The organism is Rhodococcus sp. Ni2 (assembly GCF_021352185.1).
Classification (GTDB): Bacteria; Actinomycetota; Actinomycetes; order Mycobacteriales; family Mycobacteriaceae; genus Rhodococcus_F; species Rhodococcus_F qingshengii.
This window is the reverse complement of the sequence record NZ_WOXZ01000002.1, coordinates 1,624,783-1,647,121: the sequence shown is the minus strand read 5'-3', so window position 1 is coordinate 1,647,121 and position 22,339 is coordinate 1,624,783. Positions and strand designations below refer to the sequence as shown.

At 62.7% G+C, this 22,339-nt stretch carries 21 protein-coding genes; 9 read left to right on the top strand and 12 right to left on the bottom strand.

Features of this window, described 5'->3' with window-relative positions; genetic code table 11:
* Positions 1-28: 28 nt before the first annotated feature.
* From GN300_RS21230 to GN300_RS21220, 3 genes are all read left to right on the top strand, one after another.
* Positions 29-970 (top strand): oxygenase MpaB family protein, encoded by a 942-nt coding sequence (locus GN300_RS21230; RefSeq protein WP_042449607.1) that lies wholly within the window; start codon positions 29-31, stop codon positions 968-970.
* Between the two features lie 17 nt (positions 971-987).
* Positions 988-1,524, top strand: coding sequence for a hypothetical protein (locus tag GN300_RS21225; protein ID WP_003940745.1), 537 nt, complete (start codon positions 988-990; stop codon positions 1,522-1,524).
* Between the two features lie 102 nt (positions 1,525-1,626).
* Positions 1,627-2,511 carry an aldo/keto reductase gene (locus GN300_RS21220; protein WP_058226546.1) on the top strand — a complete coding sequence of 295 codons (885 nt, stop codon included), beginning with the start codon at positions 1,627-1,629 and terminating at the stop codon, positions 2,509-2,511.
* A gap of 36 nt (positions 2,512-2,547) precedes the next feature.
* Here GN300_RS21220 and GN300_RS21215 read toward each other — a convergent pair whose 3' ends face one another.
* A complete protein-coding gene (locus GN300_RS21215; protein WP_054781858.1) occupies positions 2,548-3,291 on the bottom strand; it encodes a 3-hydroxybutyrate dehydrogenase in 744 nt (247 codons plus the stop codon).
* Positions 3,288-4,664 carry an MFS transporter gene (locus tag GN300_RS21210; RefSeq protein ID WP_003940819.1) on the bottom strand — a complete coding sequence of 459 codons (1,377 nt, stop codon included), beginning with the start codon at positions 4,662-4,664 and terminating at the stop codon, positions 3,288-3,290. Before GN300_RS21210 ends, GN300_RS21215 begins: the two co-directional genes overlap by 4 nt.
* 153 nt (positions 4,665-4,817) lie before the next feature.
* On the opposite strand from GN300_RS21210, the gene GN300_RS21205 reads away from it, so the two are divergent.
* Positions 4,818-5,765, top strand: a complete 948-nt coding sequence (locus GN300_RS21205) for a LysR family transcriptional regulator (protein ID WP_058039067.1) — start codon at positions 4,818-4,820, stop codon at positions 5,763-5,765.
* Here the strand turns inward: GN300_RS21205 and GN300_RS21200 are convergent.
* The 3 genes from GN300_RS21200 to GN300_RS21190 form a co-directional block, all read right to left on the bottom strand.
* Positions 5,734-6,450 carry a GAF and ANTAR domain-containing protein gene (locus GN300_RS21200; protein ID WP_003940742.1) on the bottom strand — a complete coding sequence of 239 codons (717 nt, stop codon included), beginning with the start codon at positions 6,448-6,450 and terminating at the stop codon, positions 5,734-5,736. The genes GN300_RS21205 and GN300_RS21200 overlap by 32 nt on opposite strands.
* A gap of 50 nt (positions 6,451-6,500) precedes the next feature.
* Positions 6,501-7,043 (bottom strand): hypothetical protein, encoded by a 543-nt coding sequence (locus GN300_RS21195; RefSeq protein ID WP_003940921.1) that lies wholly within the window; start codon positions 7,041-7,043, stop codon positions 6,501-6,503.
* 99 nt (positions 7,044-7,142) lie between these two features.
* Positions 7,143-8,885, bottom strand: a complete 1,743-nt coding sequence (locus GN300_RS21190) for a glycerol-3-phosphate dehydrogenase/oxidase (protein ID WP_003940825.1) — start codon at positions 8,883-8,885, stop codon at positions 7,143-7,145.
* A 108-nt stretch (positions 8,886-8,993) separates the two neighbouring features.
* On the opposite strand from GN300_RS21190, the gene glpK reads away from it, so the two are divergent.
* Both glpK and GN300_RS21180 read left to right on the top strand, forming a co-directional pair.
* Positions 8,994-10,484: a glycerol kinase GlpK gene (glpK, locus tag GN300_RS21185; RefSeq protein ID WP_058039065.1), complete on the top strand. Its 1,491-nt coding sequence runs from the start codon at positions 8,994-8,996 to the stop codon at positions 10,482-10,484.
* A 171-nt stretch (positions 10,485-10,655) separates the two neighbouring features.
* Positions 10,656-12,071: an MFS transporter gene (locus GN300_RS21180; RefSeq protein ID WP_042449618.1), complete on the top strand. Its 1,416-nt coding sequence runs from the start codon at positions 10,656-10,658 to the stop codon at positions 12,069-12,071.
* On the opposite strand, the gene GN300_RS21175 is transcribed toward GN300_RS21180, so the two are convergent.
* Positions 12,068-12,964, bottom strand: coding sequence for a LysR substrate-binding domain-containing protein (locus GN300_RS21175; RefSeq protein WP_030535055.1), 897 nt, complete (start codon positions 12,962-12,964; stop codon positions 12,068-12,070). The genes GN300_RS21180 and GN300_RS21175 overlap by 4 nt on opposite strands.
* A gap of 83 nt (positions 12,965-13,047) precedes the next feature.
* Between GN300_RS21175 and GN300_RS21170 the strand changes: the two genes are divergently transcribed.
* Positions 13,048-13,962: a CoA transferase subunit A gene (locus GN300_RS21170; protein ID WP_003940930.1), complete on the top strand. Its 915-nt coding sequence runs from the start codon at positions 13,048-13,050 to the stop codon at positions 13,960-13,962.
* The gene (locus GN300_RS21165; protein ID WP_063316654.1) at positions 13,959-14,744 is read left to right on the top strand and encodes a CoA-transferase subunit beta; all 786 of its coding nucleotides are present in this window, start codon (positions 13,959-13,961) and stop codon (positions 14,742-14,744) included. Before GN300_RS21170 ends, GN300_RS21165 begins: the two co-directional genes overlap by 4 nt.
* On the opposite strand, the gene GN300_RS21160 is transcribed toward GN300_RS21165, so the two are convergent.
* Positions 14,725-15,906, bottom strand: a complete 1,182-nt coding sequence (locus GN300_RS21160; RefSeq protein ID WP_063316655.1) for a PLP-dependent aminotransferase family protein — start codon at positions 15,904-15,906, stop codon at positions 14,725-14,727. The two genes, GN300_RS21165 and GN300_RS21160, sit on opposite strands and share 20 nt — an antisense overlap.
* A 181-nt stretch (positions 15,907-16,087) precedes the next feature.
* Positions 16,088-17,491 (bottom strand): NAD(P)H-quinone dehydrogenase, encoded by a 1,404-nt coding sequence (locus GN300_RS21155; RefSeq protein ID WP_003940987.1) that lies wholly within the window; start codon positions 17,489-17,491, stop codon positions 16,088-16,090.
* Between the two features lie 154 nt (positions 17,492-17,645).
* Between GN300_RS21155 and GN300_RS21150 the strand changes: the two genes are divergently transcribed.
* Positions 17,646-18,116 carry a gamma-glutamylcyclotransferase gene (locus GN300_RS21150; protein ID WP_003940753.1) on the top strand — a complete coding sequence of 157 codons (471 nt, stop codon included), beginning with the start codon at positions 17,646-17,648 and terminating at the stop codon, positions 18,114-18,116.
* A 13-nt stretch (positions 18,117-18,129) separates the two neighbouring features.
* Here the strand turns inward: GN300_RS21150 and GN300_RS21145 are convergent, their stop codons facing one another.
* The 4 genes from GN300_RS21145 to GN300_RS21130 are packed head-to-tail and all read right to left on the bottom strand — an operon-like array spanning position 18,130 to position 22,278.
* Positions 18,130-19,206, bottom strand: coding sequence for a hypothetical protein (locus tag GN300_RS21145; protein WP_063316656.1), 1,077 nt, complete (start codon positions 19,204-19,206; stop codon positions 18,130-18,132).
* Positions 19,207-19,261: 55 nt separating this feature from the next.
* On the bottom strand, positions 19,262-20,410 hold the full coding sequence (locus GN300_RS21140; RefSeq protein ID WP_063316657.1) for a M20 family metallopeptidase: 1,149 nt from the start codon (positions 20,408-20,410) through the stop codon (positions 19,262-19,264).
* The gene (locus GN300_RS21135; protein WP_050654878.1) at positions 20,407-21,567 is read right to left on the bottom strand and encodes a M20 family metallopeptidase; all 1,161 of its coding nucleotides are present in this window, start codon (positions 21,565-21,567) and stop codon (positions 20,407-20,409) included. The genes GN300_RS21140 and GN300_RS21135 overlap by 4 nt, the downstream gene beginning before the upstream one ends.
* A gap of 12 nt (positions 21,568-21,579) precedes the next feature.
* The gene (locus tag GN300_RS21130) at positions 21,580-22,278 is read right to left on the bottom strand and encodes an enoyl-CoA hydratase-related protein (RefSeq protein WP_003940710.1); all 699 of its coding nucleotides are present in this window, start codon (positions 22,276-22,278) and stop codon (positions 21,580-21,582) included.
* Positions 22,279-22,339 lie beyond the last annotated feature (61 nt).

Below are 22,339 nucleotides of genomic sequence, written 5' to 3'. Positions count from 1 at the left end.
CCGCTGTTGTCGATCCTAATCTGACAACATGCGTAGTCAACTTGACGACAGCAGCACCCCGGTTCCCCTCGGTCCGGATTCCCTGACGTGGAAGTATTTCGGCGACTGGCGCGGGATGCTGCAAGGCGTCTGGGCCGGTTCGATGCAGAACATGCACCCCGGCCTCGGCGCCGGAGTCGAGGAGCATTCACAATTCTTCGACGAGCGGTGGGAACGGCTGTACCGCTCGCTGTATCCCATTGCAGGCGTGGTCTTCGACGGCGATCGCGCGCAGCAGACAGCCGAAGAAGTCCGCGGCTATCACACACGAATCAAGGGCGTCGACAAGTTGGGGCGTCGGTATCACGCACTCGATCCCGATACTTTCTACTGGGCGCACGCAACGTTCTTCATGGGCACCATCGTCACTGCCGAGAACTTCTCCGGTGGCTTGACCGAGGCCCAGAAACGTCAGCTCTTCACCGAGCACATTCAGTGGTACCGCCTGTACGGGATGAGCATGCGCCCTGTTCCCGAGACCTGGGAAGCATTTCAGGAGTACTGGGACCACATGTGCCGCAACGTACTCGAAGACAACAAGGCGACCCGCGACGTCCTCGACCTGTCGGGACTCGGCAAGCCCCCGTACATGACGTGGCTACCCGATCCGTTGTGGCGGCTCGCCCGAATCCCCCTCGCCCGCGGATTCGTGTGGCTGACGGTCGGAATGTACGACCAACCGGTTCGAGACCTACTCGGCTACTCGTGGACCAGTCGCGATCAGAAAATTCACAACGCTGTCGGCCGCACCGTCAACGCCGTCTTCCGTCTGGTGCCGTGGCGATACCGGTATCAGCCACGTGCTCGCGCGGGATGGGATCGAGCTGACGGCCGAATCCCCGCCGATGCACCACTGGTCCACACACCGGCGCGCAACCTGCCCCCGCTCGAGCAGCGAGATAACCCGATGCACTACAGCCCCAGGGTCTGATCTGCCATGCTCTGAACATGGAGTGGGACCTGCGAACCCTGCTGAACCGTCCGATCACGTCTCACGGTGCGCCGCTGGGACAAGAACGTGTGGCGGCGAGGACCACCGCGTACATCTACGGCAACATTCTTGTCCTCGCCGCACTCATACCGGTGACGAAATCTCAGGAATCGCTCGGCGCCGCGATTGTGGTCGGCACGGCATTGTCGACATACATCGCCCACACATTTGCCGAGGGAGTCGGCGAGAGCATTCGCAACGATCGCCGACTGACGACCGCGGAGAGAATCGACTCGCTTCGCGATTCCGTCCCGATCCTCACCTCTGCGGTTGTTCCTGTCGTCATTCTCGCGACGGCGTGGTTCAACTTCCTGGAACCACGGACGGCGCAGTTGATCGCGGAAATCGTCTTGATCCTGCGGATCGGTTCCACCAGTTACGTGATCAGCCGACTGCACGGCGAGAAAGTCAGTACGAACACCCATCTGGCAGCCTTCGGCCTCGCTGCCGTCGCCACCCTCATAGTCGGCTTGAAGATAGTGCTCACTCATTGACGAGTCCCCCGATCGCGAATCCCCAGGCCTGAAGGGGTACTGCCGTTACCCGGCTGAGCAGTCACTCCCGCCGAACCCCCGGCCGCCGCTACCGTGGACGACATGAGCATCCCGAGTCTGAAACTGAACAACGGCGTCGACATCCCCGCGCTTGGCTTCGGCGTGTACCAGACGCCGCCGGACGAAACACTCGCCGCCGTCGAGTCCGCGCTGTCGACGGGTTATCGCCATATCGACACTGCCGCGGCCTACGGCAACGAGAAGGGCGTCGGTGAGGCGATCCGGCGATCCGGACTCGATCGCGCGGACATCTTCGTCGAGTCGAAGGTCTGGATCACCGACTACGGATACGACGAGACTCTGCATGCCTTCGACAAGAGCGCAGGCAAACTCGGTGTCGAACAACTCGACCTCCTGATCCTCCATCAGGCGTTGCCGAGCGAGTTCGAGCGCACGATCGACGCGTACAGGGCATTGGAAACGCTTCTGGCCGACGGCAAGGTCCGCGCCATCGGAGTCAGTAACTTCATGCCGGATCACCTCACCCGACTCCTGGACGCAACGTCCGTGGTGCCGGCGGTCAACCAGATCGAGGTTCATCCGTACTTCAGGCAGTCGACTTTGCTCGAGGCCGACGCCGATCACGGGATTCTGTCTCAGGCATGGTCACCGATCGGCGGAATCACGTTCTACCGCGACGGCTCCCACGGCTCGACCCTCGAGGACGCCACCATCGGCGCCATCGCGACCGCTCACGGCAAGTCGCCTGCACAGGTGATGCTACGCTGGCACCTCCAGCAGGGCCGCCAGGTGATCCCCAAGTCGGTGACTCCCTCGCGGATCGCGGAGAACTTCGACGTGTTCGACTTCGAACTCACCGCCGAAGAACTCTCCGCAATCGACGCACTCGACACCGGAGTTCGCGGCGGTCCCGAACCCGAGGTCATCACCCGCGAGAAGTTCGGAATCGAGATTCCCGAAGCCTGAACCCGGCAGCTTGAACAACACAGCAGCCCCAGTGATCTAGCTGGCGCTCCACCCGCCGTCGATGGTGTACGAAGCCCCCGTCACCATCGACGCCTCGGTCGATGCCAGCCACCCCACCAGCGATGCCACTTCTGCGGGCTCGACCATCCGTTTGATCGCGCTCTCGGTGAGCATCACCTTCTCGACAACCTCGGATTCACTGATTCCGTGAACCTTTGCCTGGTCGGAGATCTGGGATCGCACGAGTGGTGTCAGGACGTAGCCCGGATTGACACAGTTACTGGTGACACCGTGTGGGGCACCTTCGAGCGCAACAACTTTCGACAGGCCTTCGAGTCCGTGCTTTGCCGTGACGTACGCACTCTTGAATGCCGAAGCGCGGAGCCCGTGGACCGAGGAAATGTTGACGATGCGCCCGAATCCTTTGCGGTACATGTACGGCAGGGCCGCTCTGACCAGGAGGAACGGCGCTTCGACCATGAGGCGTTGAATCTTCCGGAAGTCCTCGACGTCGAAATCCTCGATGGGACTGACCCGTTGAATGCCGGCGTTGTTGACAAGTATGTCCGTCTCGAGTGCCAGATCCACGAGTTGGTCGGTGTCGAGGAGATCGACGGCCCACGCAGTGCCGTCGATCTCGTCGGCCAGCGCCTTCGCGGCGACGTCGTCGAGATCAGCGACGGTGACGTGGGCGCCGCGGGCGGCAAGGAGTCGAGCACACGCCTCGCCGATACCGCTGGCACCACCGGTGACCAGTGCCGTTTTGCCGGAGAGCGTCATGCGGAAACACCGGCCCGCTCGTCGGCGAGCACTCGTGCGTCGGCGGCATCGACGGACTCGAGCGAGATTCCCTTGGTCTCCCGCGCGAAAACGACTGCGACGATGGTGACCAGGGATGCCAACAGGAGATAGATCGCGATGGGGACCGAGGAGTCGAACTTGCTCAGCAGTCCGGTCGCGATGATCGGAGCCAGTGAACCTGCCACGATCGACGTGACCTGATATCCCAGGGAGACACCGGAATAGCGCATCCGGGTCGGGAACATCTCGGCCATGATCGCGGGTTGGCCGGCGTACATGAACGCGTGGAACACAAGCCCGATGATGATTGCCGACAAGATGACTGCATTGTGCCCGCTGTTCATCATCGGAAAGGCGAAGAATCCCCATGTTCCGGCGGTGACGGCGCCGATCATGTACACCGGGCGTCGACCGATCGTGTCGGACAGTTTGCCCACCAACGGAATCACTGCGAAGTGCACGGCATGTGCCATCAGCATCCACCAGAGGATGTGCGCCGTGTCCGCATGAACGACGACCTTGAGGTAGGTGATCGAGAAGGTCACCACGAGGTAGTACATGACGTTTTCGGCGAAACGCAGGCCCATCGCGGTCAACACTCCGCGCGGGTAACGCTTGACCACCTCGAAAACGCTGTACGAGGTTGCCTTGACCAGTTCTGCTTCCTTCTGCGCCGCAATGAAAATGGGAGCGTCGGTGACCTTGGTCCGAACGTAGTACCCGACCAGAACGATCACCGCGGAGAGCCAGAAGGCAACGCGCCAGCCCCAACTCATGAAGGATTCGTCCGAGAGCGTCGACGTCAGGATCAACAGCACGACAGTGGCCACCAGGTTGCCCATCGGTACGCCGGCCTGAGGCCAGGACGACCAGAACCCGCGAGATCGATTCGGGCTGTGCTCGGCGACAAGGAGTACCGCCCCTCCCCATTCGCCGCCGACAGCAAATCCTTGGATGAAGCGCAGCGTGACCAGCAGTGCCGGCGCCCAGTAGCCGATCTGACCGTAGGTCGGTAGGCAGCCCATCAAGAACGTTGCGGCGCCGACCAGCAGCAAACTGAACTGCAACAACTGCTTCCGGCCGAACTTGTCTCCGAAATATCCGAAGACGATTCCGCCGAGTGGCCGGGCGGCGAATCCGACGGCGTAGGTGATGAAAGCCGCGATGATCGCATCCAGCTCGTTGCCGCCGCCAGGAAAGAAGACTTTGCTGAAGACCAGAGTGGCCGCCGTGCCGTACAGAAAGAACTCGTACCACTCGACCACGGTGCCCGCCATCGAGGCGCCGACCACCTTCTTCAGCCCCGATGGTGGGGCTTGGCTCTCGGGTTTCGGCATGTTGTCGACACTCATCGTGGACTCCCTCGTCTTCAGTTCGCGATTCGCCTGCTCTTCACGATCAGGAATGTGACCGCTCGCACATTTTTTGTGACTCGATGAGTATCGGTGCAGATTCTTGGCACGACAATGACAAATCTCGCACCATACAGGTGCAAAAATGCAGATATGACACTCGGACTGAGCCCGGACGACCTACTGGTGCTTCTCGCGGTCGGTCGCACCGGCCGCTTCAACACCGCCGCCGACGACCTGGGCCTCAACCACACCACCATTTCGCGCCGCATCGCCTCGCTCGAGAAGAGCCTCGGCGGCCGTGTACTGGTCCGCTCGTCCGGCGGCTGGGAGTTGACCGACCTGGGCAGACAAGCCCTCAGCGCGGCCGAGCGCATCGAGGCCGCGGTGAACGAACTGGCACTCGACTCCACCGGTCAGCAGCAACTCGACGGCGTCGTGCGGGTCTCGGCCACCGACGGCTTCAGCGCATACATCGCGGCCCCCGCCGGCGCAGCGGTTCGCAGACGCCATCCTCGCGTGAGCGTGGAGATAGTCGTCGCGACCAGAAAGGCGTCGCAGATACGCTCGGGGCTCGACATCGAGGTTGTTGTCGGCAAACCTCAAGTTCACCGCGCCGAGGCCGTCCATCTGGCCGACTACGCGCTGGGTTTGTACGCCTCCCGAGAGTATCTACGTCAGAATGCAGTGCCCGAAAGTGCCGAAGAGCTGGCCGAACACTCGCTCGTGTATTTCATCGACTCGATGCTGCAGGTCGACGAACTCGATCTGGCCCGCAAGCTCACGGTTTCCATGCGCGAGGCCGTCACGTCCACCAACGTGTTCGTCCACATCGAGGCAACGCGCGCGGGTGCCGGCATCGGCCTGCTCCCCTGCTTCATGGCCGAGCAGCACGACGATCTGATTCGCGTGCTGCCGACTCACATCGAAGTCAGACTTTCGTACTGGTTGGTGGCTCGTTCTGAATCCTTGCGCCGACCGGAAGTCGCAGCGGTGGTGACGGCACTTCGAGAGACGGTGGATCGCAAGCGATCTCAACTCCTCGGCTCTCCCGGGGCGAACGAAGCGCTCAGTCCAGAGTCGAACGATGCTGGACGATGACCTTGCGCGCCAACTCGGCGATCTTGACATTCATGTTCTGCGAGGTTCGCACCAGAATGTCGAAGGCCTCGTCGTCGGACACCCGATGCAATGCCATCAGCAGACCGACGGCCTGACCGATTTCGCGACTGCTCGCCAGACCTCGCCGCAGCGAGTCGGCATCCTCTCCTCGGTTCAGCGCGGTGACGGCCACAGATGCAAACGATGCCAACATGATCGCGTGGTCGGCAACAGTTTCCGTGAATGCTCCCGGAGTGTCGGAGAAGAGGTTGAGGGCACCGAACTTCTGACGATCGACCATCAGTCGGAACCCCATCGAGCCACGAATGGGTGTCTCTGCCACTACTTTCCGAGCGAACTCGGGCCACTGATTCGGAGTGCGAAGATCTGACTCGAGCTGCGGCGCCTCCGTGTCGAGGGCGTCGATGCACGGCCCCTCGCCAGTCGCACGTTCGAGATCGTCTGCATGCTCGGCGATCTCGTCGCTTGCCGCTACCGTGACGTTGGTGTTTCCCCGTCGCAGCATCAGGCTTGCGTGATCGCAACCGGGAATCAACTCGACAGCCGCCGAACAGATCGCGGAGTACACCTCGGCGCTGTCTGCGGCGGAGTAGAGGATCTCCGCCAACGCCGCGAACACTGCCGTGGGTTCTGTCAGTGCTTGGTCGCGCTCAGCCATCTCCATACACCTCGGGGTCTACCGTTCATCGAATTCTTCACCGAACGGTACAAACCTTACTTACTCGAGCGGATGGGGTCGCCGCCGCTCGCCGATTCCCGCCCGTCCGTCCCCTGAAAAGCTTCCGTGGCCGCGCGGTGATGCAGAGCCGTGACGGTGGTGATCTGCTTGGACACCAGGTCGTTGAGCTCGCGGTACTGCTCCTCCGTCTCCCCGGCCGGAATGTCTCTCAGGACCTCCCACATCGCACTCTTGCCGCACAGAGCGGTCCGCATGATCTCGAGAGTTGCCAGCTTCACGAGACGGTTGCGCCAGATGGCGTCGACATGGACGAGGCGCCTGATCCGATTGACCGTCGCGTCGATCTTGGAGTACCGCGGCAGAGATATGCCCTGGGTGTCCTCGATCAGTTGCAGCAGCTGCTCGATCTCGTACTCGAGCTCACCCGGCAACGAGTCCAGCTCACCGTCGGCCCAAGCGCCGTACGAGTCCGAGAGTGACCGCGAGAGTTGCAGCCCTACCATCGCTCCGCACAGGTGAGTGACCAGATAAGCAGTGGCTATGTGTTCCTCAGCAGATCTCGACCGACTACCGAACATTGGGATCCTCCTGGGCGACGCTCGACCGGTCTGTGCTGACACGGGTGGTGATTCGACATCCGCCTACCCGCGACAGACCGAGAACAAACGACGGGCGACTCAGACCCGATCCGGCACCACGACGACGGGTTCGAGGATCTCGGCCCGAGACTCCGGCGCTGCGGCGCGCAAGGCGTCGGCCGACTCGTCGTCCGGCTGGGTCTGCGACTCGATCTCCGCTTCGACGCGCGCTCGGTACGTGTCGACCTCGCGCTCGACGGTGGCGGCATCCCAACCGAGAATCGGGGCAACCAATCCGGCAACCTGTTGCGCACAGTTGACACCACGATGCGGGTACTCGATTGCGATGCGCATGCGGCGAGCCAGGATGTCGTCGAGGTGCAATGCACCCTCGGCCGCGGCGGCGTACACAGCCTCGACCTGAAGGTAATCGGGGGCATCTGTGATGGGCTGCAACAACTCCGGCGTCTGTCGGCCGAGTTCGAGGACCTCCGTGATGAGTGAACCGTAGCGGTCGAGCAAGTGCTTGACGCGATACGGATGCAAGCCGTACTGCTCGCCCAGTTGCACAGTCTGATTGATCAACGCGAAGTATCCGTCGGCGCCGACGAGCGGCACCTTCTCCGTGATCGACGATGCCACTCGCGCCGGAATGTCTTCTGCTGCGACGTCGACGGCGTCTTCCGCCATGACCCGATACGTCGTGTACTTTCCACCGGCGATGGCGACCAGGCCTGGAGCCACACGGGCAACGGCGTGCTCGCGCGAGAGCTTCGACGTCTCGTCGCTCTCACCGGCAAGCAGCGGACGCAGGCCTGCGTAGACACCGTCGATGTCGGCGTGCGTCAGCGGCGTGACCAGAACGGAGTTCACGTGGCCGAGGATGTAGTCGATATCTGCTTTGGTTGCCGCTGGGTGAGCGAGATCCAAGTTCCAGTCGGTGTCCGTGGTGCCGATGATCCAGTGACTGCCCCACGGAATGACGAACAGCACCGATTTCTCGGTACGCAGGATGATGGCGGCTTCACTGACGATGCGATCGCGCGGGACGACGATGTGTACGCCCTTCGACGCTCGCACCCGGAACCGTCCGCGCTGACGTGAGAGGGCCTGGATTTCGTCCGTCCAGACACCGGTTGCATTGATGACGACGTGACCCTTGACCTCCGCGGTACGGCCGTCTTCGCAGTCGCGAACACGAACTCCCGAGACCCGGTCCGCTTCACGCAGAAATCCCACGACCTGCGTCGACGTTCGGACGACCGCGCCGTAGTGGGCGGCGGTCCGTGCAACGGTCATGGTGTGCCGAGCGTCGTCGACGACGGTGTCGTAGTACTGGATGCCACCGGTCAGTGAACTGCGCTTGAGGCTCGGCGACATGCGCAGTGCGCCCGCCCGCGTCAAGTGCTTCTGGGAGGGGACCGACTTGGCGCCGCCCATTCGGTCGTAGAGGAAGATTCCCGCGGCCATGTACGGGCGCTCCCACACGCGGTGAGCCAGAGGGAACAGGAACTTCAGCGGCTTGACCAGGTGCGGAGCGAGCGTGGTCAGCGAGAGCTCGCGCTCACGCAATGCTTCACGAACGAGGCCGAATTCGAGTTGCTCGAGATAGCGGAGACCGCCGTGGAACATCTTCGACGAGCGACTGGACGTACCGGATGCGTAGTCACGGGCCTCGACCAACGCAACCTTCAGCCCGCGGGTGGCCGCATCGAGGGCCGCTCCGACACCGACGACACCACCGCCCACCACGACGACGTCGAATTGCTCGGTCTGAAGTTGTTCCCAAGCAGCTTCGCGCTGCTGCGGGCCGAGAAACTGCGCACCTTGCTGCTTACTCAACCCGGTCTCCTGTAAGTCGACGACGAATCCGTTTACAGGCTAGTAGCTTGATCCACATACTGCGACAGCGCACGGATTACTGCGAACACGCCCGAACCTAGGAGCACAGTGAATCAATACATCGCCGCCATCGACCAAGGCACGACGTCGAGCCGCTGCATGATCTTCGATCACGACGGCGCCGTGGTGAGCGTTGCGCAGAAAGAACACGAGCAGATTTTCCCGCGAGCAGGTTGGGTCGAGCACGATCCGGCGGCGCTGTGGATCAACACTCGGGAGGTGGTGGCCGGCGCTCTCGCGAAGGTCGATCTCACGCGGGCCGACATCGCTGCCGTCGGAATCACGAATCAGCGTGAGACGACCGTCGTTTGGGAGCGTTCGACGGGTGAGCCGATCTACAACGCGATCGTGTGGCAGGACACGCGCACGGATCAACTGTGTGTCGAACTGGGCGGCGACGAGGGTCCGGACAAGTATCGAGACAAGACCGGACTACCACTCTCGACCTACTTCGCCGGGCCGAAGATCCGCTGGATTCTCGACAACGTCGACGGTGCGAAAGCAAAAGCGGAGGCCGGCGAATTGTGCTTCGGCACTGTCGACACGTGGATCGTGTGGAACCTGACCGAGGGCGTCCACGTGACAGATGTCACCAATGCGTCACGCACGATGCTGATGGATCTCGAGACCCTCCAGTGGGACGAATCGATCTGTGCGGACTTCGGAATCCCGATGTCGATGCTCCCGGAAATCCGTAGTTCCTCAGAGGTCTACGGCACAGGACGTCCACGCGGCAATCTCGCCGGTGTGCCGGTCGCCGGAATCCTCGGTGACCAGCAGGCAGCCACATTCGGCCAGGCCTGCCTCTCCGAGGGTGAAGCCAAGAACACCTACGGCACCGGCAATTTCATGCTTCTCAATACGGGCACGAAGCCGGTGCACAGCAAGCACGGACTACTGACGACCGTCTGCTACAAACTCGGCGAAGCCCCAGCCGTGTACGCACTCGAAGGTTCCGTCGCCGTGACGGGTTCCTTGGTCCAGTGGCTTCGAGACAATCTCGGAATCATTCAGAACGCCAAGGACATCGAGCCGCTCGCCGCAAGTGTCGACGACAACGGCGGCGCCTACTTCGTGCCCGCGTTCTCCGGGCTGTTCGCACCTCGGTGGCGACCGGATGCCCGGGGTGTCATCGTCGGTCTGACGCGGTTCGTCAACAAGGGACACCTGGCCCGCGCAGCGCTCGAGGCGACGGCATACCAGACCCGCGAGGTCATCGACGCCATGCGAGCGGATTCGGGAGTCGAACTGTCCGCACTGAAGGTCGACGGCGGCATGGTGGTCAACGAAACCCTGATGCAGTTCCAGTCGGACATCCTCGGAGTTCCCGTCATCCGCCCGGTGGTCAACGAAACGACAGCTCTCGGTGCTGCATACGCAGCGGGCCTCGCCATCGGTTATTGGGCCGACACCGAAGACATCCGCAACAACTGGGCCGTCGGCCAAACCTGGGAACCGGCGATGGACGAGTCCGAAAGGTCACGGCTGTACGCGGAGTGGAACAAGGCCGTCGAGCGGACGTACAACTGGTCCGAGTAATCACCCCGATCCTTCCATACCGGAAGAGCTGATCATGGTCGCCTATTGATACTCCTGAGGTATCAATAGGCGACCAAGTTGGTATTGGACGTGACCTACACCACTCTGCGAATCTCATTCAGGCACGCCACGTTTCGGCGCCACGAATGTTGCAGAGAAAGGTCGCCACGCATGAGTTCACCCACTCGCAGTTCCGAGGAGATCAACGCCAAGGCGCGAAGAGCCGGTATCGCTTCGTTCATCGGAACCACTATCGAGTGGTACGACTTCTACATCTACGGCACTGCCGCTGCCCTGGTATTCGGCGACATCTTCTTCTCCGACACTCTCCCGAACGGAGTCGGAACTCTCCTCGCCTTCATCACACTCTGGGCAGGCTTCCTCGCCAGGCCGATCGGCGGGATCATCTTCGGTCACCTCGGCGACCGGATCGGACGCAAGAACACTCTCGTCATCACCTTGATGATGATGGGTGTCGCCACGGTAGGCATCGGACTCCTCCCCACCTACGCACAGGTCGGGATCTGGGCGCCGATCGGTCTGGTCACCCTTCGCGTCATCCAAGGAGTCGCGGTCGGTGGCGAGTGGGGCGGCGCAGTGCTCATTGCCAGCGAGAATGCACCGAAGGGCAAGAGCATCCTCTACTCCGCGTTCGCCCAACAGGGCTCACCCGCCGGAAATCTGTTGGCCACCATCGCGTTCTTCCTTCTGTCCTCGATGCCGACGCCGTCGTTCCTCCTGTACGGATGGCGCATCCCGTTCATCATCTCGGCGGTGCTGGTCATTCTCGGGATGATCATTCGCCTCAAACTCGAAGAGTCGGACGAGATGAAGGCCGTTCTCGCACGCAAGAAGGTCGTCAAGCTTCCGCTCGCCGAAGTCTTGCGCAAGCACTGGGTACTGGTTCTCCTCGGCGCCGGCGCACTCCCCCTCGCCCAGGTCACCTATTTCAAGAACACCTTCGCATTGTCCTGGGCTACAAAAGAACTCGGATACGATCGAGGAACCTTCCTGGCCGCCATCGCGATCGCGCTCGTCGTGCAGTTCATCGTCCAACCTTTCGGTGCCGTCCTGGTCTCCAAGATCGACATGCGAAAAGCCATGTGCCTGATGGTGATACCGGAGTTCGTCCTCATGCCCGCCATGTTCTTCGCGATCCGAACCGGGAACTTCACCATCGCAGTCGTCGCGATGTGTCTGGCCACGATCCCGCACTCGATGTTCTACGGCGCCATCGCCGGCGTTCTCGCTCGGGCCTTCCCCGCCAACATCCGTTACACCGGTCTGTCGACGGCGTACCAATTGTGTTCCCTTGTCGTCGGCGGCGGAACTCCCGTACTGGCGCAGTGGATGCTCAACACGTCAGGCAATATCGTCGGGGTCGCGATCGTATCCGGGCTGTACGCCCTTGTCTCGCTGATCTGCACCCTGCTCCTGCTCCGACGTACCGGCTACAACGCGGGCGAACTCTCGACGGCCGAACAAGCGGACTACGACGAACTCGAACTCGAAAACACTCTTGTCGATATTGCGAACTCGCCGAAGTCCGAAGCGGGTGAGATTCCTACCGGTCGGGCAACCGTCTAGGCCAGGGACGGCAGCGCCTGCTCGGACAATTTCAACACTTCGAGAAGAGCAGGTCTGTCGTCTCCCTCTCGCCAGGCGATACGCAGTTGAAGAGGAGGAGGTGGGTCCATGACCGGAACAAAGACAACATCAGGATTCACGATGCTCTGGGCCACCGAGGAAATGGTCAACGAGCATCCGATTTCCGCGGACACCAGCGCGATCAACGACATCGAATCCGGTGCCGTCTGCACGATGCGAGCCAGGAACCCTGCGTTCTTCGAGGCAGTGAGCAGAGACTCCCGCAGAATCGAACCTGGCTCCGCCGGAAGCGTCACCCAATTCTCGGACTCCAATTCGATCAACCGAACCGAGTCCCTCGACGCCAACGGGTGGTCTTTGGACATGGCCACCAGAAAGTTCTCCTCGGCGATCAATCTCGACGTGATCCCGAGCGGCGGTACGGTCCACCGCACCATCCCGATGTCGAGTCGTCGATCGAGCAGCATCAACAACGCCTCGTTCGCGAAAGCAGAACTGTCGAGCACGAATTCGATACCGGGATTGGTCTTTCTCACCAATTTCGCCCACCGCCCGACGAGCAGATGCGAAGAAGTCCCCGCGAAACCCAGGCGAACGCGACCTGTCGTTCCCTTGCCTGCCGCAGACACCGCGATCTCGGCCATCCGGCACGCGTCCAGAATCTCGCGCGCCGGAAGCAGCAGCGCTTCACCGGCAGCAGTGAGCCGCACAGTTCGAGTGCTCCGATCGAACAACGGCGAACCGAGCTGTTTCTCGAATTGCCTGATCGTTCGACTCAGCGGCGGTTGCGCAATCCGAAGCCGCTGCGCCGCACGGCCGAAATGTAGCTCCTCAGCCACCGCGAGAAATGCGTTGATCTGATGAATTTCCACCCGACATTGTTGCGCCACACCGGCCGAACATGTCAAGTTCCGAAACCGACCGAGTGCGCGAAAGAACAAGAAGAGGTACACACGTGGACAAGACCCTCTCGATGAAAGAGGCCGTCGGCCGATACGTCGAAGACGGGATGACCGTTGCGCTGGAGGGATTTTCGCATCTCATTCCTTTTGCCGCGGCACACGAGATCATCCGGCAGGGCAGAAAGGACCTCACCCTCTGCCGGATGACGCCGGACATCGTTTCCGATCAACTCGTCGCCGCCGGCTGCGTCCGAAAGCTGGTTGCCTCGTTCTTCGCCAGTGGCTCCGCAGGTTCTCTGTACGAGTTACGCAGACGCATCGAGAACCAGGACCCGCTCCCCCTCGAAGTCGAGGAATACAGCCATTACGGCATGGTGTGCCGGTATCAGGCGGGAGCGGCCAGACTTCCCTTCTTCCCGCTGCGGTCGTACGCCGGTAGTGATCTACCCGCACTCAACCCACAACTGAGACTCGTCGAGGATCCGTACGGAGGCGGGAGCGTCTACGTTGTGCCGCCGTTGAATCCGGATGTGACGATCATCGGCGCACAGCGAGCGGACACGTCCGGGAACGCACAGATCTGGGGCATCGCCGGGGTGCAGCAAGAAGCCGTTTACGCCGCGAAGAAGGCGATCGTCGTTGTGGAAGAGCTTGTCGACGACGAGGTCATCAGGTCAGATCCGAGCCGAACTCTGATTCCCTCGCACGCCGTCGACGCGGTTGTCGTCTGCCCGCGCGGCGCGCACCCGTCGTACGCACAGGGATACTACGACCGCGATTGCGGCTTCTACCGACGCTGGACCGAGATTTCCAAAGACCCTTCGTTGCTGAGAAATTGGCTCGACGAATGGGTGTACACACTCGGCGATCACGACGAATATCTCGCCAAGCTCGGAGCCGACTACTGGTCGGATCTCGAGGTCGGATCAAAACTCTCCACACCTGTCGACTACGGGAGCAGACTGTGACCACCACGATTGTCAGCGGTAACACCACCTCCACCGAAACGATCGTCGCCGTCGCGGCACGCGAGTTGGCAGGTAAGCGCCGGGTCTTCGCCGGAGTCGGGCTCCCCACGCTCGCAGTCGATCTCGCGCGCCACACGTCGAATCCGGACGTAGAACTGATCTACGAATCCGGAGTGTGCGGCGCGCATCCGTCGGCGATGGCCGAAGGTATCGCCGACTCCGTCGTGGTCTCCGGCGCCGAATCCGTGCTCAGTATGGCCGCACTCTTCGGTTATGTCCTGCAAGGTGGCAACGTCGACGTCGGTTTTCTCGGGGCGGCTCAAATCGATCGAACGGGAAGCCTGAACACAAGTTTCATCGGTGACTGGAAGAACCCGACGGTCAGACTGCCCGGAGCAGGCGGGGCCGTCGAGATCATCGCGAACGCGGCCGAGATCTTCGTCGTGATGCGTCGCCACGACCTCAGTTCCTTTCCGGCCGAGCTCGACTTCTGCACCTCACCCAGCCCCGCCCGCGCCCACGCCAGCGGAAAGGGCATCATGCCGGCAGGTGCAGGAGTGACAAAGGTGTTCACCAACCTCGGTGTCCTGACACACCAGGGCCCCGGCGGCGAGTTGGAGCTGACCAGTGTCCACGAAGGCATCTCGGTCGATCAGGTGCGAGAGGCGACGGGATGGGATCTGGCCGTCGCCGACCACGTCACCGTCACCACCCCACCGTCCGGTACGGAGATCGATCTGCTCCGCAACACTATCGACAAAGTCAGGCTGTACCTGCGGTGACACTGTCCCGGAGCCTGCCGACGGCGTCGACCAGCACCGCTTCGGGATACGTCGCGAAACACAGTCGAGCGCTTCGACCAAGGTCCGCTTCGACCGCGAAGGCCGAACCTGGGACAAATGCCACGCCATGCGCGAGCGCGGCACCCAGGAGTTCGGTGGTGTCGACGTCGTCGAGGAAATCCATCCAACAGAACATCCCGCCGCGGACCTCGGAAAAGCGTGCACGCCCACTCAATTCCGTCTCGGCGGCCGTGACCAACGCCTTCGCCCTCGCGCCGTACCCCGCTCGAAGCACGTCGAGATGCGCGTCGAACCATTCGACGTCGGAGAAGAGGTCTGCGGCGATCTGCTGGGTGAGCGAAGACCCGCACAGGTCAGCGCCTTGCTTGATCAGTTCGACCGCCTCGCAGACCTTTCGGTCGCCGTGCAGCCAGCCGACGCGCAGCGCCGGTGCCAACACTTTGGAAGCACTGGACAGCCGAATCACACTGTCCGACAACGCCGCCAGCGGTGCTGGCGGTTTCTCGCCGAAGTACAGTTCGCCGTACGGGTCGTCCTCGAGCACCCAGAACCCGTATCGGTCCGCCAGTGCCGCCAAGTGCGCTCGCCGCTGCGCCGAAAGCACCGCGCCGCGCGGGTTGTGGAAATTGCTCACGGTGTGAACAACTTTGGGCCGAAGACCGGCGGCGAGTTCCGTCTCGAGCGCGTCGGTATCCATTCCGTCCTCGTCCAGCTGGACCGGAACGAGACGGGCCTGCGCCGTTCGAAAGACCTGCAGCGCACCGGTATATGCCGGTTCCTCCACGACCACGACGTCACCGGCGTCGAGGAGGACCTGCGCGAGCAAGCTCAAACCTTGCTGAGAACCGTGGGTGATCACGACTTCGGACACGTCGAGTGTCCGCCCGATCTTGGATGATTCGCGCTCGGCGATCACCTCACGGAGGCGCAGCAGGCCGGAGGTCTCGCCGTACTGAACGGACGAGGGGTCACCGAGTGCGTCGTGGGCTGCCTTCGAGATTCGCTCCCGCGGAATGAAATCGGGATCGGGCAGTCCGCCGGCCAAGCTGATGACGTCAGGCCGGGCAGTCAGGGTGAGCAGATCGCGAATTGCAGAACTACGGAGTCCGTCCATGCGAGCGGACAGCGCGGCGTGTGTCATATGAAGCTCCCAGGCACGCAGAATGAAGGTCAGAGGAAAAACACCCTGAGCCGTCCTGGGTCAACGGGGCGGGAGAGCGCCGAGATACCGACCCTTGATTCGGTCGGTATCTCGACTATCCCACCAATACTTCAGTATGTGAAACAGAGTTCCCACATTGTAAGAAGACTCTGGTCGGTTGTCAGTCCAGGTCGTCGTGACGCATGAGCTGACGAGCAGCCTCGGTGATCGATCCGGTCAGCGACGGGTACACCGAGAACGTCTGCGCCAGGTCGTTGACCGTCAGGTTGTTCTGTACGGCGATCGCGATCGGCAGGATCAGTTCCGAAGCAGTGGGTGCGACCACAACACCGCCGATGACCACGCCGGTAGCCGGGCGGCAGAAAATCTTCACGAATCCGCGACGCAAACCGGACATCTTGGCGCGCGGGTTGGTGTTGAGCGGCAACATGACGGTGCGCGCAGGCACCTCTCCGTTGTCGATCGCTGCCTGCGAAACACCCACCGTTGCAATTTCGGGGCGTGTGAAGACGGCCGACGCGACGGTCTTCAACTTGATCGGGCTGACGCCTTCACCCAGTGCGTGGTACATCGCGATACGTCCCTGCATCGCAGCCACCGACGCGAGCGGGAGCAGTCCGGTGCAGTCACCGGCAGCGTAGATACCGGAAACCGTGGTGCGCGAGACCCGGTCGACACGCAGGTATCCACCCTTGTCCAACTCGATGCCGACCCGCTCCAGGCCGAGACCGTTGGTGTTGGGGACGGAACCGACGGTCATCAGAGCGTGGCTTCCTTCGACCGTGCGGCCGTCGGAGAGCTTGACGACGATGCCCTTCTCGGTGCGCTCGACGGCGTCCGCGCGGGCGTGCTTGACGAGGGTGACACCGCGCTCGGCGAGGGCGTCCTCGAGCACGAGCGCCGCATCGGCATCCTCGCCGGGCAGAACACGGTCGCGACTGGACACGAGCGTGACCTTGACGCCCATCTCGGTGTATGCGGAGACGAACTCGGCACCGGTGACACCGGAACCGACCACGACCAGGTGCTCGGGAAGCTCGTCCAAGTCGTAGAGCTGGCGCCACGTCATGATTCGCTCACCGTCGGGCTCGGCTCCCGGGATGATGCGGGGGCTGGCGCCGGTGGCGATCAACACGACGTCTGCGTCGATGGTCTTCTGCTCGCCGCTTCCGAGCGTCGCGCGAACCTGGTGTGCTGCCATGCCGAGGAGTGGATCGGTCAGTTCGGCGGTGCCGGAGAGAACCTCGACGCCTACCGTCTGCAACCGTGCGCGAATGTCCGAGGACTGGGACAACGCGAGACTCTTGACTCGGGAGTGGATCTTCGGCAGTGACACCGAAGCCTGCTCCGGATCCAGAGTGATGCCGAGGTCGGATGCACGACGCATGTCGGTGCGGATCCCGGTGGACGCGATGAACGTCTTCGACGGGACACAGTCGAACAGCACACACGCACCGCCGACGCCGTCCGAATCGACCAGGGTGACCGTGGCCCCGTGCTGCGCGGCTACCAGTGCCGCCTCGTAGCCGGCGGGTCCGCCACCGATGATCACGATCCGGGTCATGTGTCCTCCAAGTCCTCGCGTGGCCGGCAGGGGTCTCCCGTCGACCAGTGTCACGCTATTCGAGCACCACGTGTCGCGCAGTGCTTGTACCAGATTACTTGCGTCCGGTGGTCCGCTTCGCCACACCCTCGGACCACGGTTTAGGCTTGCGCCCGTGTCGATTTATGCCGCCTACGGTTCCAACATGCATCCCGAGCAGATGTTGTTGCGCTGCCCACACTCCCCCATGTCCGGGACAGGGTGGCTGCGAGGCTGGCGCCTGACCTTCAGCGGCGAGGACCTCGGCTGGGAGGGTGCTCTCGCCACCGTGGTCGAAGATCCCGATTCCAGTGTTTTCGTGGTGCTCTACGACGTCCCGGAAGAGGACGAAGTGAGTCTGGACCGCTGGGAAGGTGCCGAACTGGGTCTGCACCGCAAGATCCGCGTGCGGGTCGACACCGCCGGCGACGCGGTACTTGCGTGGCTCTACGTCATGGATGCGTACGAAGGCGGACTGCCGTCGGCCCGCTACATCGGCGTGATGGCCGACGCCGCCGAGATTGCCGGAGCGCCGGCCGAGTACGTACGAGAGTTGCGGACGAGAAACAGCCGCAATGTCGGTCCGGGTAACGGTGTTACCGATTAGATAGCTGTCCTGCTCAAAGCAGCAGGAAATACGCGAGCACTGCCAGTGCTGCGAGCACCACCACAACCGTCACGCCGATGAGCACACGCTTGGAACCGCGCGACTCCGATTCGCCTGCGACAACTGCAGTTTCCGGCTCGGCGGTCGCCACCCCGGCAGCGGTTTCTGCCGCCACCTTCTCGCGTCCCAGGGTGTCGAACACCTCGGTCACGTCGTGTGAAGGCGGCAATCCGATCGGCACGATAGCGTGCGACGTCGAGGTGAATCCGGCAGCCAGAATTGCGGCTCCCAGCGCAGCCGACTGCTCAGGCCCGGGACCGAGTTCACATCTGACACCGAGCTTTTCGGCAATCCCGGCCGCTATGGACATCATGGCCGCTTTGTCTGTCGCCGGTTCGCCGTCACCGGTGACGACGACGGCGTCCAAGTTCTCCGGCATCCAACCGAACGCACCCAGAGCCGTCGCGAGGCGTGAACTCGGCGAACTCCCGTCGCCGGCAAAGCCGAATGCACGGCCGGCCGCGACACCAGAACGCACGAGGGTGACCGCTGCCCCGGTGTCGTCCACGTGATAGATGCCGATGAGCGTGCCGGCGAGTGCCGCGATTTCCGACTCGAACCACGCCGACACGGCCTCGGCATCCGAGACGAGTGTGACCCGTTCGAGGCCCGCGTAGACCAGCGAATCCTGCATGAGTGCCGCTGTCGACGAGTCCCAGCGTGACGGGTAGGTCGCGACGATGTCGGGCGCTCCCCCGCTTCGACCACCACGATCGGGCAGCGGCTCGCATTCCTGCAACAGACAGCGAATCGAGGTCGCCACCAAATCCTCGGCGCGGTAACGAGTATCGGCAGTTCCCGCGACGCCACTCGGGTCCCCGACGCGACCGACAAAGCCCGACCAGCTCTCGGCGAACTCACGGCCGGCACCCAGTTGCTCGGTGCCACCGAGCACCGTCGTTCCGTCCTTGCGTTGATTGAGGATCGTGTCCCGAACCAATACCACCGGATCGGCCGAACCCGGATCGTTCGACGCAACGACAGCCGTCGACACCAATGTGCCGATTCGCACTCCCACACCTATGGACATGCCCGTACCTTCACTCGAACGACACGAAAAACGGTACCCCCGACGGGAACCGGAACTATCCCAGAACCAGGCTCGTCAGAACCTTCACACCGACGCCGAGTGCTCGCTCGTCGAGATCGAAAGTGGGTTGGTGGATGTCGAGCTGATCGCCCTCACCCGACCACACGCCGAGCCGCGCCATGGCACCCGGCACGGTTTCGAGGTACCACGAAAAGTCTTCGCCACCACCGGATTGCGGGGTGTCCGCCAAAGCATCTTGTCCGACGGTCGCGATGGCGTCCTCGAATATCCGAGTGGACACCTCGTCGTTGACGACCGGAGGCACTCCGCGACGATAGTTGAGTTGGTAGCGAACTCCGGTGGGTGCGAGCAGTCCGTGGACGATTTCTTCCACGAGCGGTTCGAGCAACTCCCAGGTGTCGTGATCGCCGGTACGTACCGTGCCCGTCATCATGCCGGTCTGCGGAATCGCGTTGGGCGCCTGACCTGCGCTGACCGCGCCCCACACCATGACGGTTCCGGTACGCGGATCGATACGACGGCTGAGCATTCCCGGCAGCCCGGTCACGACGGTGCCGAGCGCGTAGATCAGATCCGTGGTCAAATGCGGCCGCGACGTGTGCCCACCCGGAGAGTCGAGGACGACCTCGATCGTGTCGGCAGCAGAGGTGATCGCGCCCAGGCGCATTCCGACCTGGCCTGCCTCGAGTCGCGGATCGCAGTGCAGAGCAAAGATTCTGGACACACCGTCGAGCGCGCCCGCGGCGATGACGTCGAGTGCTCCGCCAGGCATGACTTCCTCGGCGGGCTGGAATATCAGCCGAACCCCGACGGGAAGTTCGGGCAGCGTGGCCAGAGCCAGTCCGGCGCCGAGCAAGATGGTGGTGTGGGCGTCGTGCCCGCATGCATGGGACACACCGGGGACCGTGGACGAGTACGTCGCCCCGGTCGCTTCCTGCATCGGCAAAGCGTCCATGTCGGCGCGCAGTGCGATTCGTGGACCCTCCGGTCCGATATCGCACGTGAGACCGGTGCCACCGGGAAGGATCTTCGGCGACAATCCAGCGGCAGTGAGGCGGGTGGCGACGAATTCGGTGGTCGCGTATTCGCGGCGAGCCAACTCCGGGTTGGCATGGATGTGTCGACGCCACGCGACGAGGTCGTCGGTGTGCGCGTGAATCCACGTGTCGATTGCCGCGTTCACCGGCGATCTACCCCTTCCAACAGACGGGCGCGTTGTTCTGGATCGGACGCTACCCGGACAGCAGTGCGGGCCAACGCAATTGCACCGTCGACTACCGCTCGATCTGCGGAGGTGGTGATACACGCAGCCGCGAACTCCGGCTGATGTGTCACTGCCCCCGATGAATCCAAGCCTATGACCGGGTGAATTCCCGGAATCACATTGGTCACATTACCCATATCCGTACTACCCAGTGGACGGGAGCGCTCCCATTCCGCTGCCAGTGGCACCCGCCCGAGATCGACGATCTGTTCACGGTACGCCGCCGCCAGCCACGGATCGGGGGTCAGCTCGGTGTAAGTAGGCGATACCGTGCGGATTTCGTGGGTGCACCCGGTGCCGAGTGCACCCGAGGCGAAGCACGCGTCGGCACGCTCGGACAGATTGGCCAACGACGCGGCCGTTTCGGCACGCAGGTAGTAGAGCAATTCGGACCGAGCCGGAACGATGTTGGGAGCCGTGCCGCCGTCACTGACGATTCCGTGAATCTGTTGACCTGGCTGCAGGTGCTGACGCAACAGTCCGACCGCCACCTGAGCGAGCGTCGCTGCGTCGGCGGCGTTACGACCGAACTCCGGCGCAGCAGACGCATGCGCCTCGCGACCGTGATAACTCACGGCGATGTCCGCCAAGGCCAGCGAGGTCGCACCGATGATGTCGATCGGCCCTGGATGAACCATCATGGCCGCGCCGACGCCGTCGAATGCACCACGCTCGAGCATCAGGACTTTGCCGCCACCGGTTTCCTCCGCGGGAGTACCGATCACTCGGACGGTGATCCCCAGTTCGTCGGCCACGGTAGCCAACGCGATGCCGGCCCCGACCGCGGCGGCGGCAATGATGTTGTGCCCACAGGCATGACCGATCTCGGGCAGCGCGTCGTACTCGGCGCAGATCGCGATGACCAACTCTCCGCTGCCGTAGGTGGCATCGAAAGCTGTCGGCAGATCGACGATCCCGCGAGTGACCGCGAAACCGTGCTGCGCCAGCAGGTCCGACACTTTGGCAGCGCTGCGGAACTCCTCGAAGGCGAGTTCCGGGTCGCTGTGAATCGAATGCGACAGCGCGATCAGATCGGCCTCTACGGACCTGACTGCGCTGTCGACATTCTGGTTCACGCGATCATTGTCTCACCCGAAGGAGAAGTTGCTCTTGTCAGTCACCTGAGCGAGGTCTGCAAGAGCATCGCGGTGGATGCCTGCCTTGATTCCCGCCAAGTTCTTGCCGTGAGTCGACGTCAGTGCCGACGCCTTGGCCACAGCAGCGGCGAGTACTCCGTCGCCGTCGACCGTTTCCTGCACGATGCCGGCAGCGAGTGCGTCGGCGCCGCCGAAGCGACGCCCCGTCGTCATGGCATCGACTGCCGTCTGCTTGGGCAGACGACTGTTCAGCAGTGCAGACATCCCGACAGTGAACGGCATGTTCAGTCCCACCTCGGGCAGGCAGTAGAAGCCGCGGTCCGCGCGCATGATCTGGAAATCGTGCGAGGACGCGAGCATGGCGCCGGCGCCGAACGCGTGCCCCTGCACGGCCGCGACCGTGGCCATCGGGAAGGTCAGCAAACGGCTGTAGATGGTGTGGACCTTGTCCAGGTAGCCGGGGAGACCGTCGAGATTGCCGAAGATCCACGTCGTGTCCAGGCCGTTCGTGTAGAACTTGCCCGTCGCCGTCGTCACCAGGGCTGCGGGCCCCTCGTGCGCTTCGACCTCGTCCAACTTGCTGTGAACAGCGTCGATCCACTCAGGGCCGAAGCGGTTCTCGTTGTCCGTTTCGCCCTCGTTGCCGAGGTACAGGATGAATACGTCGCCGTCGCGTTCGAGATAAGGCATGGATGGGAGAGTAACGCCCGCCAACTCACCCGGCGAACCGACCCGACTCCTCAGTAGGGTT

Excerpts from the sequence above, each read along its gene's own strand:
- GN300_RS21230 (WP_042449607.1), top strand. The coding sequence starts at position 29 with ATGCGTAGTCAACTTGACGACAGCAGCACCCCGGTTCCCCTCGGTCCG.
- GN300_RS21225 (WP_003940745.1), top strand. The coding sequence starts at position 988 with ATGGAGTGGGACCTGCGAACCCTGCTGAACCGTCCGATCACGTCTCAC.
- GN300_RS21220 (WP_058226546.1), top strand. The coding sequence starts at position 1,627 with ATGAGCATCCCGAGTCTGAAACTGAACAACGGCGTCGACATCCCCGCG.
- GN300_RS21215 (WP_054781858.1), bottom strand. The coding sequence starts at position 3,291 with ATGACGCTCTCCGGCAAAACGGCACTGGTCACCGGTGGTGCCAGCGGT.
- GN300_RS21210 (WP_003940819.1), bottom strand. The coding sequence starts at position 4,664 with ATGAGTGTCGACAACATGCCGAAACCCGAGAGCCAAGCCCCACCATCG.
- GN300_RS21205 (WP_058039067.1), top strand. The coding sequence starts at position 4,818 with ATGACACTCGGACTGAGCCCGGACGACCTACTGGTGCTTCTCGCGGTC.
- GN300_RS21200 (WP_003940742.1), bottom strand. The coding sequence starts at position 6,450 with ATGGAGATGGCTGAGCGCGACCAAGCACTGACAGAACCCACGGCAGTG.
- GN300_RS21195 (WP_003940921.1), bottom strand. The coding sequence starts at position 7,043 with ATGTTCGGTAGTCGGTCGAGATCTGCTGAGGAACACATAGCCACTGCT.
- GN300_RS21180 (WP_042449618.1), top strand. The coding sequence starts at position 10,656 with ATGAGTTCACCCACTCGCAGTTCCGAGGAGATCAACGCCAAGGCGCGA.
- GN300_RS21160 (WP_063316655.1), bottom strand. The coding sequence starts at position 15,906 with ATGACACACGCCGCGCTGTCCGCTCGCATGGACGGACTCCGTAGTTCT.
- GN300_RS21155 (WP_003940987.1), bottom strand. The coding sequence starts at position 17,491 with ATGACCCGGATCGTGATCATCGGTGGCGGACCCGCCGGCTACGAGGCG.
- GN300_RS21145 (WP_063316656.1), bottom strand. The coding sequence starts at position 19,206 with ATGTCCATAGGTGTGGGAGTGCGAATCGGCACATTGGTGTCGACGGCT.
- GN300_RS21130 (WP_003940710.1), bottom strand. The coding sequence starts at position 22,278 with ATGCCTTATCTCGAACGCGACGGCGACGTATTCATCCTGTACCTCGGC.